We start from the raw sequence: 17,685 nt of genomic DNA on the forward strand, positions 1-17,685 counted from the left end.
AGCGGAGCGAAGCAATGACGCGATCTATTGGAAGCTACCGCGCGCCGTTCCGCTCCTCCGCATGCGCCTCGGCGCGCTCGAGCAGCAACGCCAGATCCTCGCGGCTGATGTCGAACGTCTCGCCCAGATCGTCGAGCGCGGCGTCGATATCCCCCATCGACAGCCCCGAAACCGGCACCGGAGGCACGGCCTTGCCCTCGACCGGCTTGGCGCGGTGCGGATAGCTGTGCCCCGAAAAACGATGGAACAGCCAGCCGATCGCCACCATCAACAGCGAATTGACCGCCACGACGATCAGGAAATCGATCACATGCGCCGAAAACAGCGCATAGCCGCCAAGCACCGCGCTCAGCGCCGCCGCGCCGCCCGGCGGGTGCAGGCAGCGCAGCAGGGACATGGCGAGGATCGCCAGCGAAACCGCAACGGCCGCGGCGATCGCCGGATCAGGGATAAACTGTGCGACGACCACGCCAACAAGCGCCGACACGACATTGCCGCCGACGATCGACCAGGGCTGCGCGAGCGGGCTGGCCGGGACCGCGAACAGCAGCACCGCGGACGCTCCCATCGGCGCGACGATCCACGGCATCGACGACGCGAACAGCGCGGTGCAGGTCAATCCGATAAAGCCGATCCCGATCAGCGCGCCAACGCTCGCGATCACGCGGTCGCGCAGACTCGCGCCGGCCAGCAGCGGCACGAAGATGCGGCCTGTGTTCAGTAACGCGCGGACCATCGGCTTCCTTCTCGTTCCTCGATCGGCCCGATGGGGTTTTTCCTCTTCCCCTGCCAGCGAAAATTAGTTGGCATCGGCGAAGCGCGATTTGGCGCGCCTTCGTCCTTGAACCCGCGCGCCGCATCGCTAAACCGTTTTCATGCGAAACCATATCCTTTGCAGCGCGATCGCGCTCGCCGCCGCCCTTTCCGCCCCCGCTTTTGCTCGCCCGATGACCGAGGTCGACCTTGCGACCTTGAAGCGCGTCGCCGCGCCGGCCGCATCGCCCGACGGCCGCTGGGTCGTGTTCCAGATGACCGAGACCGAAGCAGGCAGCTACAAGCGTTCGACCGGCCTGTGGATCGTCGACCGCAATGCAAAGGACGCAAAGCCTGCGCCGGTTGCCGACACCGCGGGCATGAACGAAACCGCGCCCGCGTTCGACAAGGACGGCACGCTCTATTTCCTCTCGAACGCGTCGGGCAAAAGCCAGGTCTGGCGGACCGATCCCAAAACGGGTGGTGCCCCGACGCAGGTGACCGACACCAAGGCTGATATTTCGGGCTTCAAAATTTCGCCCGACGCCACCAAGCTGCTCGCATGGGGCGACATTGCCAAGGAATGCACCGACTTCGGCTGTGACGCGAAGGACAAGGGCGCGCTGCCCGGTCCCGGCACCGGCCGTCTCTACAAGGACGGCGTGGGCTTCGTCCGTCACTGGGATCATTGGGAAACGCCCGGCACCTACAGCCGCCCCTTCATCTTCAATCTCGAAGGCGGCAAGGCGACCGCCGCGCGTCCGGCCGACGCCGGGCTGGTCGGCGACACGCCGTCGAAGCCCTTTGGCGGCGGCGAAGAACTGGCGTGGGGCGCCGACAGCCGCACCGTCTTTTTCACGCTGCGCAAGGCCGACCGCAATGAACCGATGTCGACCAACCTCGATATCTACAGCTGGCTGGTCGACAGCCGGATGATGCCGGTGAATTTGACGCAGAATAATCAGGCGACCGACACCCTCCCCACCCCATCGCCCGACGGCAAATGGCTCGCCTATGCCGCGATGGCGCGGCCGGGTTATGAGGCCGACCGGCTGGTGCTGATGCTCCGCAACCTCGAAAGCGGCGAGACGAAGAAACTCACCGACGCGTGGGACCGTTCGGTCGGCTCGATCGCCTGGGCCGCGGATGGCAAATCGCTTTATGTGACAGCGCAGGATACGCTGGAACATCCGGTGTTCCGCATCGACGCCGCGACGGGCAAGGTCGAAAAGGTCAAGGCGACGACCGAAGCGTTCGAGGGCAATATCGGCGACGTCACCCCGCTTCCCGGCGGCGGCCTCCTCTATTCGCGCAACAGCGCGCTGCTGCCGACCGATTTGTTCGAGCGCGACGCCAAGGGCAAGGTGAAACAGATCACCGCGGTCAATGCCGCGCGTCTCGCCGAATTCGATCCGGTCAAGCTGGAGAAGATCCAGTTCGCGGGCGCGAACGGCGACAAGGTGTGGGGCATGACCCTGAAGCCCGCGAACAGCACCGGCAAGTTGCCGGTCGCGTTCATCGTCCATGGCGGGCCGCAGGGCAGCTTCGGCAACAGCTGGTCGACGCGCTGGAATCCGCGCCTTTTCGCCGAGCAGGGCTATGGCGTCGTCACCATCGATTTCCACGGATCGACCGGCTATGGTCAGGCCTTCACCGACAGCATCAACAAGGATTGGGGCGGCAAGCCGCTCGAAGATTTGAAGCTCGGTCTCGCCGCAGCGGGACAGCGGGATGCGCAGCTCGACCTCAACAACGCCTGTGCGCTGGGCGCCTCATACGGCGGTTATATGATGAACTGGATCGCGGGCCAGTGGACCGACGGCTTCAAATGCCTCGTCCAGCACGACGGAGTGTTCGACCTGCGCGCGATGGCGTTCGAGACCGAGGAACTGTGGTTCGACGAATGGGATCATGGCGGCCCCTGGTGGGAACGCACCGACCCCGAGAAATGGAACCCGGTGAACCATGTCACGAAATGGAAAACCCCGATGCTGGTCATCACCAGCGAAAAGGATTTCCGCATCCCCTACAGTCAGGGTCTCGCCGCCTTCACCGCGCTCCAGCGGCGCAATGTCCCGTCTCAGCTGCTCGTCTTCCCCGACGAGAACCACTGGGTGCTGAAAGGCGCGAACAGCGTCCAGTGGCATCAGACGGTGTTCAACTGGATGGGTGAGCATTTGAAGAAATAGGACTGCTCACCTAACACGCGACCGTGTGCTCCCGCCTTCGCGGGAGCACACGGCTTTTCAAATTAAGCTATCCGCGATGCGGAGGGCCCGTGTGGACAGCTTCCCCCTTGCCGCCTCGCGCCCCGGCTGGCAAAGGCGCCCGGCTATGCCGATGGAAAAAACATTCGATCCCGCCGCGATTGAAGCGAAATGGGCCACTGAGTGGGAAAGCCGCGGGCTGTTTCGCCCGCACCGCCCCGACGCCACCCCCTTCACGATCGTCAACCCGCCGCCGAACGTCACCGGCGCGCTGCATATCGGCCATGCGCTCGACAACACGTTGCAGGACGTGCTCGTCCGCTACGAGCGCCTTCGCGGCAAGGATGCTTTGTGGGTCGTCGGCATGGACCATGCCGGCATCGCGACGCAGATGGTCGTCGAACGCCAGCTGGAAGCGCGGCAGGACAAGCGCACCAATTACAGCCGCGAGGACTTCATCGACAAGGTTTGGCAATGGAAGGCGGAAAGCGGCGGCCAGATCACCGGCCAGCTCCGCCGTCTCGGCTGTTCGATGGACTGGAGCCGCGAGCAGTTCACGATGGACCCGCACTTCACCAAGGCCGTGGTCAAGGTGTTCGTCGACCTTCACAAAAAGGGGCTGATCTACCGCGACAAGCGCCTCGTGAACTGGGATCCGAAGCTCAAGACCGCGATTTCGGACCTCGAGGTCGAAACGCACGAGGTTCAGGGGGGGTTCTGGCACTTCAAATATCCACTCGCCGACGGCGTGACGCTCGACGATGGGCGCGATTATATCGAGGTCGCGACGACGCGTCCCGAAACGATGCTCGCCGACATGGCGGTCGCGGTGAACGCTGATGACGCGCGCTATCAAAGCGTTATCGGCAAGTTCGTGACGCTGCCGATCACCGGCCGCCGCGTTCCCATTGTCGCCGACGAACATGCCGATCCCGAACTGGGTTCGGGCGCGGTGAAAATAACGCCAGGTCATGATTTCAACGATTTCGAGGTCGGCAAGCGCGCAGGATTCAAGCCCGGCGAGATGCTCAACATGCTCGATGGCGACGCGAATGTGATCCAGACCGCCGATGGGCTGATCCCTGCCGAATATCTCGGCCTCCACCGCTTCAAACGCGATGGTGTCGATGGCGCGCGCGAGCTTGTCGTCCAGCGGATGAAGGAAGGTGGCTTCCTGATCCCGCATGTCGTGACGTCAAAAGACGGGGACGTCACGGAGCATGACGCCGAGCCGCGCACGATCCAGACGCCGTTCGGCGACCGCGGCGGCGTGGTGATCGAGCCCTGGCTGACCGACCAATGGTATGTCGACGCCGAAACGCTCGCGCAGCCGCCGATGGCGGCAGTGCGCGACGGGCGCATCAACATCGTGCCCAAGACGTGGGAAAAGACCTTCTTCAACTGGATGGAGAATATCCAGCCCTGGTGCGTCTCGCGGCAGCTCTGGTGGGGCCACCGGATCCCCGCCTGGTATGGGCCGCCGATCGGCCAAGATGAGCAATCGCTGGCTGATGGCACCTTTGCATGGCTAGACGAAATTCCTGACCTGGATGACCCGATCCGGCGTGTTCGTGCAAACCCTGAAGTCTTTGTTGCTGAGACCTTCGACGAAGCGCTTGCTCAGGCCGAGAAGCGCTACTCGGAAGTGGGCATAGACTTCACTTTGGAAGACGGGTTTCGACTGGCGGAAGTCGAAGGGTTTGACGAAGCCAGAGATGCGTTTGCAAACGGCGAGCTCGGCCTTTGGCGTGACCCCGACGTCCTCGACACCTGGTTCTCTTCCGCCCTCTGGCCCTTCGCCACGCTCGGCTGGCCCGAAGATACTGACCTCGTCAAACGCCACTACCCCAACGACGTCCTTATCTCGGGTTTCGACATCCTGTTCTTCTGGGACGCCCGCATGGCGATGCAGGGGATGGAGTTTATGGGCGATGTGCCGTGGAAGACGCTCTATCTCCACGGCCTCGTCCGCGCGCCCGACGGCGCAAAGATGTCGAAGTCGAAGGGCAATGTGGTCGACCCGCTCGGCCTGATCGACCAATATGGCGCCGACGCGCTTCGCTTCTTCATGGCGGCGATGGAAAGCCAGGGCCGCGACATCAAGATGGATGATGCGCGCCTCGCCGGATATCGCAATTTCGCGACCAAGCTGTGGAACGCCGCGCGCTTCTGCGAAGCCAATGGCATTTCGGCCTCGACGAGCTTCGAGGCGCCCGCCGCGACGCTTCCCGTCAACCGCTGGATCATCGGGGAGGTCGCCGCGACCGTCGCCGCGATGGAAAGTGCCTTCGCCGCCTATCGCTTCGACGAGGCCGCGAATGCGATCTACAGCTTTGCGTGGGATCGCTTCTGCGACTGGTATCTGGAGCTGATCAAGGGCGCGATCGACGACGAGACGAAGGCCGTCGCCGGATGGGTGCTCGACCAGATCCTGGTCATGCTGCACCCCTTCATGCCCTTCATCACCGAAGAGCTGTGGACGGGCCTCGGCGAGCGCGCCGACTATCCGCTGATCACCGCCAAATGGCCCGCGCCGGACGCCGTGCGCGATGCCGGCGCGAGCGCCGATATCGACTGGCTGATCAAGCTCGTCAGCGAGCTGCGCACGGCCAAGGCCGAACTCGGCCTGCCGCCGGGCGCGCGTCTGACTGCTCATTTCCCCGCATCGCTCAAGGGCCGCACGGATAAGCTCGCCGCGCAGCTCGACCGCCTCGCGCGCCTCGAATCGATCAGTTTCGATCCTGCCCCCGCAGGCGCTTCGGCGCAACTCGTCGTCGAGGGCGAGACGATCACGGTTCCCCTCGAAGGTGTGATCGACATCGCCGCCGAACGCGACCGCCTGACCAAGGCGCTCGCCGCCGCGGCGAAGGAACGCGACGGTCTTGCCGGGCGCCTGAACAACCCGTCGTTCGTCGAGCGCGCCAAGCCCGAAGCGGTGGAAAAGGCGCGCGCCGATCATGCCGCGAAGGAAGCCGAAGCCGACCGTCTGACCGCCGCGCTGGCGCGGCTGGGGTGAGCGAACGCCGCCATTCCTCCCCGCTTGTGGGGAGGTGGCAGCCGGAACGGCTGACGGACGGGGCTAGTGTCCTTGCGCGAAGCTGCGTCGGGCCGCGAACCCCCTCCACCACCCTGCCCGCAAGCGGGGAGGATTTTTCGTGACCGATGGCGAGACGCCCGTCACGCCGACACCCTTTGCGGCGGCCGCGGACCCGGCCGCCAACCCCGTCCCGCCGCGCCAGACGGCGCGCGGCGGCGGGCGTATGGACCTGACGCAGGGGCCGATCGCCAAAACGCTGATCCTCTTCGCGCTGCCGACGCTCGCGTCCAACATCCTCCAGACGCTCTCGGGATCGGTGAACTCGATCTGGGTCGGGCAATTTCTGGGCAATGGCGCGCTCGCCGCGACCGCCAACGCCAATATCATCATGTTCCTGATGTTCGGCGCCTTCTTCGGCTTCGGCATGGCTGCGACCGTGCTGATCGGCCAAGCCATCGGCCGCGGCGACGTCGACGCGGCGCGGCGCGCGACCGGCGGCGTGATCGGCCTCGCGCTGATCTTTTCGGTGATGATCGCGATCCTTGGCTGGTTTGCGTCCGACCAGATATTGCGCTGGCTCGAAACCCCGCCCCAGGCCTTTGCGCTGGCGCATGACTATCTGCGCGTCACCTTCCTCGCCGTTCCCGCGTCGATGCTGTCGGTCACGCTGATGATGGCCTCGCGCGGCGCGGGCGATGCGATGACGCCGCTCCGTTTCATGATCCTTGCGGTGGTGCTCGACATCGTCTTCAACCCGGTGCTGATCCTTGGCCTTGGCCCCTTCCCCCGCCTTGGCATTGCGGGCAGCGCCCTCGCCACCGCGCTCGCCGGGACGATCAGCCTCGCGGGCATGATCGCCTGGTTCTACGCGAAGAACCATGTGCTGCGCCTGCGCGGGCCCGAACTGGCCTATCTCCTTCCCAAATGGAGCGAACTGCGCTTTATCGTCGGGCGCGGATTGCCGATGGGCGCGCAGATGCTCGTCATTTCCGGCGCCGGGCTTGTGATGATCGGCCTCGTCAACCGCGAAGGGCTGGTGGCCGCCGCGGCTTATGGCGCGACGTTGCAGCTGTGGAACTATATCCAGATGCCGGCGCTTGCGGTCGGTGCCGCGGTCAGCTCGATGGCGGCGCAGAATATCGGCGCCGGGCGCTGGGATCGGGTCGCGACGGTCACGAACAGCGGCATCGCGATCAACCTGGCGATGACCGGGGTGCTGATCGTCCTGCTCCTGATCTTCGACCGCGCCGCGCTCGCGCTCTTCCTCGGCAGCGGCAGCGAAGCGATCGACGTCGCGCGCAATATCCAGCTCATCGCGACCTGGACCTTCCTGCCCTTTGGCACCACCATCGTCCTCATCAGCACGCTGCGCGCCAACGGTTCGGTCGTGCCGCCGCTGGTCATCCTGTTCCTGTCGATGTTTCCGATCCGCTTCGGCATCTATTATTTCGGATACCCGGCCATCGGCAGCGACATCATCTGGTGGAGCTTCCCGCTGTCCTCGCTCGCCTCGCTGGCGATGGCGTGGGTCATCTACAAACGCGGTAACTGGCGTCGTACGCTGCCGCAGCCGGGCCGCTGACCGGCACCCGGCTTTCGACCAAGGCGCGCACAGCTTCGACTGGCGACCCGGTGGCTGCTAGCCTTTACGCGGGTTTTGACGCTACAGCAGGCGTAATGAACATGACAAACCGCAAAGATGCGCTGCGCGACCAGCGCGCCAAAATGCTCGCGGCGGCGCCCGACTGGCGCGCCTCCGACGCCCGCGTCAATCCGCGCGTCGCGATCGGGTCGATCATCGCCATGTGGCTGATCTATTTCCTGATCACCACGGGCCTCGCGATGCTGACCGGCGCGCCCGAACAATGGGCTTCGGTCGGCCGCCGCGGCGTGGTGGTGATCGCGGGCATCCTCTGCACTTTCGTCCTTTATCAGCTGCTTCGCCGCGCCCAGCCGCAAAGCTTCGGCGCGCGCCTGGCGGCGGCGCTTGGCGCGGCGGTGCCGCTGGTCATCGTCTATGCGACGGTCAACCTGCTGGTCTTCTATTACTGGTTCCCGGTGTCCGACGGCGCCAAGATCATCGAGGAAATGCAGTCCAAATATCCCGGCGCGTGGGAAACGGTGCTGATCCTCGACAGTTCGATCCGCTGGTATTTCTTCTTCGCGGTGTGGGCGGCACTCTATGTCGCCTTCGGCTACGCCAACGAGATGCGCGCGGTCGAACGCCGCGCCAATCATTTCCGGATGGAAGCCAAGAATGCCCAGCTTCGCGCGCTGCATTATCAGGTCAATCCGCACTTCCTGTTCAACACACTCAATTCGCTGTCGACGCTGGTCCTCAAAGGGTCGAAAAGCGAGGCTGAGACGATGATCATGAACCTCTCGTCCTTCCTTCGGTCCAGCCTCGCGGTCGATCCCGAACAGCTCGTCAGCCTTGACGAGGAAATCGCGCTCCAGCGCCTGTATCTCGACATCGAGCAAACGCGCTTCCCCGACCGTTTGCAGGTCGCGGTGACGATGCCCGACGAGCTGAAAAACGCATGTGTGCCGGTGCTGATCCTGCAACCGATCATCGAAAATGCGATCAAATACGGGGTCGCCCCCACCAAGGGAAAGATCGCGATCCGCCTTTCTGCCAGCGCCGAATATGGCCTGCTCATTCTGCGCATCGAAAATGACATCGACCCCAAGGCGCCGGTTCCGGCGTCGGGCACGGGGCTGGGGCTCGGCAACGTCCGCGAACGCCTGCTGACGCGCTATGGCCCAACGGCCGGATGCGAATGGGGGCCGTCCGACGATGGCGGATTTGTCGTATCGCTCTGGCTGCCGCTGGCACGGGAGGCTTGCTTATGATCCATACGCTGCGCACCCTGATCGTCGACGACGAACCGCTCGCGATCGAACGGTTGCAGATCCTGACCGGGCAGCAGGACGGCGTTTCGCTCGTCGGCACCGCCAGCGACGGCGCCTCGGCGCTGCGCATGGTCGACGCGCTCGCGCCCGATCTTTTGCTCTGTGACATCGCCATGCCCGACCTCAACGGGTTGGAGGTCGCGGCCGCGATCGAGGGGCTCGACAATCCGCCCGCCGTGGTCTTCGTCACCGCGTTCGACCGCTATGCCGTCGCCGCATTCGATGTCGCGGCGGTCGATTACCTGCTGAAACCCGTCTCACCGGAACGCCTTGCCCGCGCGCTGTCGCGCGTGCGCGAATGGCGCGCAACCGAGCGGTCACCGGCCCAAAAAAGCAAGTGGATCAACGAATTCTGGGTCCAGAACCGCGGTGAAATGCTGCGCATCGACGCCGGCCAGGTCGACCTGATCGAGGCCGAGCGCGATTATATGCGCCTGCATGTCGGCGGCCGCAGCTGGCTGATCCACCAGACGATCAAGTCGCTGGAAGCGCGCATGAACCCCGACCAGTTCATGCGCATCCATCGGTCGAAGATGATCCGCCGCGAAGGCATTGTCGGGTTGAAACATCATGGCGATGGCGCGTGGAGTGTCGACCTGGGCGAAGGCGGCGTCCACCGTATTGGCCGCACCTATCTGCACGACGTCAAGGCGATCATGCAGGGCTGACATGCAAAAGCGGCCATGCCCATCGGGACATGGCCGCCTGTGTCGCCGGATTGCCGGACCGTCAGGGCGCGGCGTTGATCATGATCCTGCCGCGGTCGGCGCGGCGTGTGCCGCTGCCGTTGAACAGCCCGGCCAGCTTCGTGTCGGCGTCGGCCATTGCCGTGTCTTCGCAGCGGAGCGTCACCGCCCGCTCGCGCAGGCTCTGGCGATAAAGCGGCCGACTGCCGCACACCGTCTGCACCGCATATTTGACCCGCGTGTTCAAGCGTTCGCGGCCTTCTGCGCTCGACAGGTTCAGGTCATCGTAGCGCACGACCACGCTTCGCCGTTCGCCATCGTCTTCGGCCGCGGCCGGGACGGAAAAGCCGGCAAGCGCGACGGGCGCGGCCAGCAAAAGGGAAAATTTCGCCATGGGGGAGTCCTCTCTTCACAAGGATGCGGGATACCGGCTGGCGGACCGGGGAGACCGTCGTCCGATATCCCGCAAAGGGGTAATACCCCCTAGACGTCACGAGATTCGCCTTTGGATCGATGGGCGCGAACGGCCGGTCGATTGACGGACGAAAGGCGTCCATCCATCGACCAATGGCCGACCGATGAGCAATATCGTGATGCCGGACTTGCATCGGACGCGCGGTCATGGCGCAATACGCCAATGGCAAAGAAATTATCTTTCGCTGCGAATCGGCGGGAGCGAGCGTGGCTGCTCCGCTGGTCGCTGCTGGCGTTCGTTGGCATCATCGGCGGGATATGGCTCGGCGAGATGGCGGCGGGATCGCGACCGCGGGGCGGGTCGAGCGATGTCGCCTCCTTTTCCCGTCTCAGCGCCAACCCCGACGCGCTGGTGGCAGAGAGCGACGGGACCGATCCGTGCCTCGATTGCGCCGACAGTTACGGCGTTGCCATGCGGCTGCGCGCGAATAGCGACGACCGGATGAGCGACGAGTTTCGCGCCCTAGGCGAGATAAAGACCGACGAGCCTACACCGGCCGATCCGCAGGACGATTATCGATATGGCGGCCGTTTTCCCGATCGCGAACCGCAAATGGCACCGACGATCGGCGCGCCCGACGTCATTGTGGCGGCGGGCGAACGCACGCCCGGCGGGCCGGTGCAGCCCGTCCCGCCGGATTGACGCTTTACTGTGGGGACGGCGGCGCTGTCGGCGCGCAACGGGTCGTGTCGCCGGCCTTGCACGCGGCGACATCGGCTTCCCACTTGATCCGTTCTTCGGCGGACATCGCGGCCACCCGCGCCTTTTCGGCTTCATAAGCCGCGGTTTCCTCGGCAAACTGCCGCTGGTCGTGGGCCACCTGCTGCTGCGCAGCGGACACTTCCTGCTGATAGGTCGTGTTGTCCGCCCGTGCGCGCGCCGCCTGTTCGGCGTTCAGCCGCGCGGTGTTCGCGCGTTCTTCGGCGGTGGTTCCGTCCTTGGCGGGTTTGGGCGCCGTCGCCGTTTCGGTCGGCGCCTGAAACGCCATGGCCTGCCCCGAAGCGACCAGCGCAAGCGCGGCAGCGGCCCAAATCATCCTGGTCATCGAAGCATCTCCTTCACTCCATCATCCCGGTCCAACGCTTTGCCCGGTGGCCCGTTCCCGGCCGCGAATTGACCTCGCTCCGGGCAACCGCCATGCTGGTCGTCCCGACCATGTCCGATTGGCCGATCATTTGCCAGCCTTGCCGACGCATCCCTTGAATCGTCCGGTGTTTTTCACGCCGCTCGCCGTCCTTCTAGCCGCGGTGATCCTCAGCCTGTGGCAGGGCGCAGCGGTGATGGCCGCCGAAACGGCGATCAACGACTGGATCTTGCGCCATTTCTCTCCGCTCTTTGCCTGGGCGGGGATCGGGTTCCTCGCGCTGCTCGCAGCGATCGCGCTGTCCCCGTTCGGCGGCCGGATCATCGGCGGGGCGGATGCAAAGCCCATCTTGACGCGCTGGCGCTGGTTTGCGGTGACGCTCTGCACCACCATCGCCACCGGCATCCTGTTCTGGGGCGCGGCGGAACCCCTGTTCCACCTCAACGACCCGCCCGCGATGCTGGGACTCGAACCGGGAAGCGACGCTGCTGCGACCTTCGCCATGTCGACGATGTTCCTGCATTGGACACTGACGCCCTATGCAATTTACACCGTCGCCGGGCTGGCCTTTGCGCTCGTCTATTATAATCGCCGCGAACCGTTCAGCCTGTCGTCGCTGTTTGTCCCCCTGTTGGGACAGCGGGCGCACGGCCCGGTCGGGACGGGGATCGACATCGTCTGTCTCTACGCCCTCGTTGCGGGCATGGCCGCCTCGCTGGGCGCCGGCCTTCTCGCACTCGCGGGCGGGATCGAAGGAATCGGGGGTTTTGCAGGCGGCACCGCATTGCGCTGGGCGATCGCCGTGGCGATCGTTGGCAGCTTCCTGATATCGGCGGCGGCTGGCCTGCAAAAAGGTATCGCGGGCTTGTCGGTGCTGAACACCTGGATCTTCTTTGCCATCATCGCCTTCGTCCTCGTCGCGGGGCCGACCGCCGAGATGCTTGGCCTATCGCTGCGCGGGACAGTGGATTATTTCCAGACCTTCATCCCGCGCAACCTTGGCCTCGACGTCGACACCGGCTGGCACCGGCAATGGACGATCTTCAACTGGGCCAACTGGTTTGCCTGGGCGCCGGTGACCGCCCTGTTCCTGGGCCGCCTCGCGGTGGGTTACAGCGTGCGCGCCTTCATCCTCTACAACCTAATCCTGCCGTCGCTGTTCGGCGCCGTATGGATGACGGCGATCGCGGGCGCGACGATCGCGCTCGACCAGCAAAGCGGCGCCGGCCTCTATGCCATCCTGACCGCGCAAGGGCCCGACCCGGTGCTGTTCCGGCTGTTCAGCGCGCTCGGCGGTGGGCCCGTTGTCGCCGCGATCGTGCTGTTCGCGATCTTCCTGTCCTACGTCGCCGGGGCAGACGCCAATGTGTCTGCGATGAGCGCGCTGTCGACGCGCGGCATATCGCCGGACGCGCCCGAAGCGCCCTTGTGGGTCCAGGCGGTGTGGGGCGTCACGGTCGGGCTGGTTGCGCTGGTGCTGGTCGCGGGCGGCGGCATCGACGGCATTCGGATGATGTCGGTGCTCGGCGGCTTTCCGGCGCTGTTCGTCATCATCGGTGCGGCGCTGTCGCTGATGATCATGGCAATGCGGGGACGGCAAGATGCCGTCCCCGACCGATCCTGAGAAAGGGGTCTCAGGATTACCAGATCTTGGTGCGCGCCTCGGGCTTCAGATAATATGTGTCGCCCGCGGCGACGCCGAACGCCTTGTACCATGCGTCGACGTTGCGCACCGGGCCGATGATGCGCCAGCGCGCCGGGCTGTGCGGATCGCTCGCTACCTGCTGCTTGATCGCATCCTCGCGTTGCTTCGCTCGCCACGCCTGCGCGAAAGCCAGGAAAAAGCGCTGATCGCCGGTCAGCCCGTCGATCACCGGCGCGGGCTTGCCGCCCAGCGACCGATGATAGGCGTCATAGGCGACCTCCAGCCCCGCAAGATCGGCGATATTTTCCCCCATCGTCAGGTCGGGGTTGATGAACGCCCCCGGCGCCGCCTCATAAGTCGCATATTGCGCGCCGAACGCCTTGGCCTGCGCATCGAAACGCGCTGCATCCTCGGGCGTCCACCAATCGCGCACCGCGCCCTCCGCGTCGATCTTGCGTCCCTGATCGTCGAAACCGTGGGTGATTTCATGCCCGATCACCGCGCCAATCGCGCCATAATTGACCGCATCATCCACATTTTCGCTGAAATAGGGCGCCTGCAAAATGCCCGCGGGGAACACGATCTTGTTTTCCAGGCCGCCGTTATATGCGTTCACTTCCTGCGGATTCATCGCCCATTTCTTGCGATCGACCGGCTTGTTCAGGTCGCCGAGAGCATAAGCATATTCAAAGGCTGAGCTGCGCTTCACATTGCCGTAAAGATCGGTCGGATCGATCTTCAGCCCCGAATAATCGCGCCATTTGTCGGGATAGCCGACCATGACGTCCATCTTCGCCAGCTTTGCCAGCGCGGCATCCTTTGTCGCGGGTGCCATCCAGCTATTGTTGCGGATGCGGTCGCCCATCGCAAGCTTCAGGTTGGTGACCAGCACCTCCATCTTCGCTTTCGCGCTCGCGGGGAAATATTGCTTGGAATAGGTCTCGCCGACCAACTCGCCCAGGCTGCCGTCAACCAGCGTCAGCCCGCGCTTCCACCGCGGCCGCAGTTCGGACACGCCGCTCAGCGCCTTGGAATATTCAAATCGGCTGTCGACAAATGCCTTCGACAAATAAGGCGCGGCATTGTCGGCAACATGAAATTGTTGCCACAGCTTGATCGTGTCGAGCGGGGTCTTGGCATAGAGCGCCGCAATGTCGCGGATCGCCGTCTTTTCGTTGACGATGATCCGTTTCTGGGGCGCGATGCCGGCGCCCGCAAACCACGCCGCCCAGTCCAGCCCGGGCGCATAAGCGGCCAGTTCGTCGGACGACATCGGATTGTTGATCTTGCCGATATCGCGGCGATCGGCGACCGCCCAACTGACTTTCGCGATCTCGGTCTCGAACGCCATGATCGCGGCGGCCGCCTTTTCGGGATCGGCGTTGCCGACCATCTTCATCGTCCGCGCGATATAGGCGCGATACGCGTCGCGTTGCGGCTTGAAGCTATCGCTCAGATAATAGTCGCGTTCGGGCAGGCCGATCCCTGCCTGTCCCAGCCACAGAACGTTGACCGTCGGGTTGGCGGTGTCGGCATAGGGCCCGCCACTGACGATCGTCGAACCGAAGGTGCCCTGCGTGCCGCCCATGAAGCGCGCCATTTCGACCTTGTCCTTGATCGCCGCGACGGCGGCAATGTCGGCCGCCAATGGTTTGGCGCCCAGCGCCTCGACGCGCGGTTCGTCCATGAAGCTCTGGTACAATCCACCAACCTGGCTGGTCGCCGGCGCGCCCGACACGACGGCGCGAAGCTGGCGCTGGGTCAGGTTATATACGTCATATCCGACGCCCGCCGATCCCTGATCCGACGGGATTTCGGTTCGTGCGAACCAGCCGCCATTGGCATATTTGTCGAAATCATCGCCCGGCTTCACCGATGTGTCGCGCGCGCCAAGATCGACGCCCCATTTGCCGAAAGTCAAGGCGTCGAGCGACCCGCCGTCGGCGGCTGTCCCCTCTTCCGCGCTCGCGGCCAGCGATGCGATCGGGGCCATATCCCGAGCCAGTGCGGGCGCGGCCAGAGCCGCTGCCGTCGCGAGCGACGCCACGCTCAAAAATAATGTCTTCATTCCCCGTCTCCTGTTCCCCGCGTCGGCCCCATAGGCCGGCGAGCATGACCCGCTTTGTCCGCCGATGACGCCATGCGGTCAAGCGAGGCGACGACGCTTGGTCGAAGCCTTTGGGATGTTGGTGGAAAGGATGCCCGCAGCGCCTGCATTGCGATGCGGCGCAAGCCGTCCTATCTAATGCGTAACGCGCGCAAACCCGGGCTTGCGCACCTAGAACAAATCTGGAACAAACCCTCCCATGAGTCTCACCCATATTTCCGTGCGCGGTGCGCGCGAGCATAATCTCAAGGGCATTGACGTCGACCTGCCGCGCGACGCGCTGATCGTCATCACCGGCCTGTCGGGCAGCGGCAAATCCAGCCTGGCGTTCGACACCATCTATGCCGAGGGCCAGCGGCGCTATGTCGAGAGCCTGTCGGCCTATGCGCGCCAGTTCCTGGAAATGATGCAAAAGCCCGACGTCGAGCATATCGACGGCCTCTCCCCCGCGATCAGCATCGAGCAGAAGACGACGAGCCGCAATCCGCGCTCGACCGTCGCCACCGTCACCGAAATATACGACTATATGCGCCTTTTGTGGGCGCGCGTCGGCATTCCCTATTCGCCGACGACCGGCGAGCCAATCAGCGCACAGACGGTCACCGACATGGTCGACCGCGTGATGGCGCTGCCCGAGGGCACGCGCGCCTATCTGCTCGCGCCCGTCGTGCGCGGCCGCAAGGGCGAGTATAAGAAGGAACTCGCGCAGTGGCAGAAGGACGGCTTCACGCGCGTCCGCATCGACGGCGAATTTTACGAGATTGGCGAGGCGCCGGCGCTCGACAAGAAATACAAGCATGACATCGAAGTCGTCGTCGATCGCATCGCGGTGCGCGAAGGCCTGGGCACGCGCCTCGCAGACAGCTTCGAGACCGCGCTGAAACTAGCTGACGGGCTTGCCTACGTCGATCTTGCCGACGGCCCGGTGCCGGGGCGCGAAGAAGAAGACACCGGCGGCGCAATGAAGGGCGCGGGCATACCAGCGAACCGGCTGATTTTTTCCGAGAAGTTCTCATGCCCAGTCTCGGGCTTCACGATCGCGGAGATCGAGCCGCGATTGTTCAGCTTCAATGCGCCGCAGGGCGCCTGTCCCGCGTGCGACGGGCTGGGCGAGCGGCAGGAGTTCGACCCCGACCTGGTCGTCCCCAACCATGCGCTGAGCCTGAAAAAGGGCGCGATCGTGCCGTGGGCGAAATCGAACCCGCCCTCGCCTTATTATATGCAGGTGCTCGAAAGCCTGGGCAAAGCCTATGGTTTCGACCTGACGACGCCGTGGCAGGATTTGCCCGGCGAGGTGCAGCTGATCATCCTGTATGGCAGCGGCGGCAAGCCGGTCGAGCTGACCTTCAAGGACGGGCGCCGCAGTTACACGACGCACAAGGCGTTCGAGGGCGTGATCGGCAACCTTAACCGCCGCCTGCTCCAGACCGAAAGCGCGTGGATGCGCGAGGAGCTGAGCAAATATCAGGCGCCGCATCCGTGCGAGACGTGCCACGGCGCGCGGCTGCGCCCCGAACCGCTCGCGGTGAAGATCGCGGGCGAGGATATCAGCATGTCGGCGCAGCGATCGGTCGCGGACGCCCTTAGTTGGTTCAGCACGCTCGAAGACAAGCTCAACAATACGCAGCGCCAGATCGCCAAGGCGATATTGAAAGAGATCAATGAGCGGCTCGGCTTCCTCAACAATGTCGGGCTCGATTACCTCAACCTCAACCGCACCAGCGGCACACTCAGCGGCGGCGAGAGCCAGCGCATCCGGCTTGCCAGCCAGATCGGCAGCGGCCTGTCGGGCGTGCTCTACGTCCTGGACGAACCGAGCATCGGCCTGCACCAGCGCGACAACGACCGGCTGCTCGCGACGCTGAAACGCCTCCGCGACCTCGGCAACACGGTGATCGTCGTCGAGCATGACGAGGATGCGATCCGCCACGCCGATTATGTCGTCGACATGGGCCCCGGCGCGGGCCTCCACGGCGGCGAGATCGTCGCCGAGGGCACGCTCGAACAGGTGCTCGCGAACAAGAACAGCCTGACCGCAGCCTATCTGACCGGCGCGAAGAAGATCGAGGTGCCGACGCATCGCCGCAAGGGCAATGGCTTCGACCTTGTGCTCAAGGGCGCGCGCGCGAACAACCTCAACAATGTCACCGCGAAAATCCCGCTCGGCACCTTCACCTGCGTCACCGGCCTGTCGGGCAGCGGCAAGTCGAGCCTGATCATCGACACGCTCTATGCCAGCGCGGCGCGCGTGCTCAACGGCGCGCGGATGATCGCGGGGCCGCACGACTCGCTGAGCGGGCTGGAGCATTGCGACAAGGTGATCGACATCGACCAGTCGCCGATCGGCCGCACCCCGCGCAGCAACCCCGCGACCTACACGGGCGCCTTCACGATCATCCGCGACTGGTTCGCGGGGCTGCCCGAAAGCCAGGCGCGCGGGTACAAGCCCGGGCGCTTCAGCTTCAACGTCAAGGGCGGGCGGTGCGAAACCTGCACCGGCGACGGGCTGATCAAGATCGAGATGCACTTCCTGCCCGACGTCTATGTGACGTGCGAGACGTGCCACGGCAAACGCTACAACCGCGAAACGCTCGAGGTGAAGTTCAAGGGCCACAGCATCGCCGACGTGCTCGACATGACGGTCGAGGATGCGGCGGAATTCTTCAAGGCGGTGCCGTCGATCCGCGAGAAGATGGCGATGCTGGTGCGCGTGGGCCTCGGCTATATCAAGGTCGGGCAACAGGCGACGACGCTGTCGGGGGGCGAGGCGCAGCGCGT

12 protein-coding genes are annotated in these 17,685 nt (G+C 64.5%); 8 read left to right on the plus strand and 4 right to left on the minus strand.

Annotated elements, in window-relative coordinates; all coding sequences use genetic code 11:
* Window positions 1-34: 34 nt before the first annotated feature.
* A complete protein-coding gene (locus A3E77_RS11545) occupies window positions 35-736 on the minus strand; it encodes an HPP family protein (protein WP_293646022.1) in 702 nt (233 codons plus the stop codon).
* Window positions 737-875: 139 nt separating this feature from the next.
* Here A3E77_RS11545 and A3E77_RS11550 point away from each other — a divergent pair, with 139 nt between their 5' ends.
* The 5 genes from A3E77_RS11550 (at window position 876) to A3E77_RS11570 (ending at window position 9,578) form a co-directional block, all read left to right on the plus strand.
* Window positions 876-2,942, plus strand: a complete 2,067-nt coding sequence (locus tag A3E77_RS11550; RefSeq protein ID WP_293646024.1) for an alpha/beta hydrolase family protein — start codon at window positions 876-878, stop codon at window positions 2,940-2,942.
* Window positions 2,943-3,087: 145 nt separating this feature from the next.
* Window positions 3,088-5,976 carry a valine--tRNA ligase gene (locus A3E77_RS11555; RefSeq protein WP_293646026.1) on the plus strand — a complete coding sequence of 963 codons (2,889 nt, stop codon included), beginning with the start codon at window positions 3,088-3,090 and terminating at the stop codon, window positions 5,974-5,976.
* Between the two features lie 244 nt (window positions 5,977-6,220).
* The gene (locus A3E77_RS11560) at window positions 6,221-7,579 is read left to right on the plus strand and encodes an MATE family efflux transporter (protein ID WP_458574445.1); all 1,359 of its coding nucleotides are present in this window, start codon (window positions 6,221-6,223) and stop codon (window positions 7,577-7,579) included.
* A 101-nt stretch (window positions 7,580-7,680) separates the two neighbouring features.
* Window positions 7,681-8,850 (plus strand): sensor histidine kinase, encoded by a 1,170-nt coding sequence (locus tag A3E77_RS11565; RefSeq protein ID WP_293646030.1) that lies wholly within the window; start codon window positions 7,681-7,683, stop codon window positions 8,848-8,850.
* Window positions 8,847-9,578 (plus strand): LytR/AlgR family response regulator transcription factor, encoded by a 732-nt coding sequence (locus tag A3E77_RS11570; protein ID WP_293646032.1) that lies wholly within the window; start codon window positions 8,847-8,849, stop codon window positions 9,576-9,578. Before A3E77_RS11565 ends, A3E77_RS11570 begins: the two co-directional genes overlap by 4 nt.
* A gap of 61 nt (window positions 9,579-9,639) precedes the next feature.
* Here the strand turns inward: A3E77_RS11570 and A3E77_RS11575 are convergent, their stop codons facing one another.
* The gene (locus A3E77_RS11575; protein ID WP_293646034.1) at window positions 9,640-9,990 is read right to left on the minus strand and encodes a UrcA family protein; all 351 of its coding nucleotides are present in this window, start codon (window positions 9,988-9,990) and stop codon (window positions 9,640-9,642) included.
* A 243-nt stretch (window positions 9,991-10,233) separates the two neighbouring features.
* Between A3E77_RS11575 and A3E77_RS11580 the strand changes: the two genes are divergently transcribed.
* Window positions 10,234-10,713: a hypothetical protein gene (locus A3E77_RS11580; RefSeq protein WP_293646036.1), complete on the plus strand. Its 480-nt coding sequence runs from the start codon at window positions 10,234-10,236 to the stop codon at window positions 10,711-10,713.
* A gap of 4 nt (window positions 10,714-10,717) precedes the next feature.
* Here A3E77_RS11580 and A3E77_RS11585 read toward each other — a convergent pair whose 3' ends face one another.
* Window positions 10,718-11,116, minus strand: coding sequence for a hypothetical protein (locus A3E77_RS11585; RefSeq protein WP_293646038.1), 399 nt, complete (start codon window positions 11,114-11,116; stop codon window positions 10,718-10,720).
* Window positions 11,117-11,282: 166 nt separating this feature from the next.
* Between A3E77_RS11585 and A3E77_RS11590 the strand changes: the two genes are divergently transcribed.
* Window positions 11,283-12,779 carry a BCCT family transporter gene (locus tag A3E77_RS11590; protein WP_293646040.1) on the plus strand — a complete coding sequence of 499 codons (1,497 nt, stop codon included), beginning with the start codon at window positions 11,283-11,285 and terminating at the stop codon, window positions 12,777-12,779.
* Between the two features lie 16 nt (window positions 12,780-12,795).
* On the opposite strand, the gene A3E77_RS11595 is transcribed toward A3E77_RS11590, so the two are convergent.
* Window positions 12,796-14,868, minus strand: a complete 2,073-nt coding sequence (locus A3E77_RS11595; RefSeq protein ID WP_293646042.1) for a M13 family metallopeptidase — start codon at window positions 14,866-14,868, stop codon at window positions 12,796-12,798.
* Window positions 14,869-15,106: 238 nt separating this feature from the next.
* On the opposite strand from A3E77_RS11595, the gene uvrA reads away from it, so the two are divergent.
* The coding region (gene uvrA, locus A3E77_RS11600; protein WP_293646044.1) for an excinuclease ABC subunit UvrA at window positions 15,107-17,685 on the plus strand (2,579 nt) is incomplete at its 3' end.

Source organism: Sphingopyxis sp. RIFCSPHIGHO2_12_FULL_65_19, assembly GCF_001830555.1.
In the GTDB taxonomy this organism is placed as follows: Bacteria; Pseudomonadota; Alphaproteobacteria; order Sphingomonadales; family Sphingomonadaceae; genus Sphingopyxis.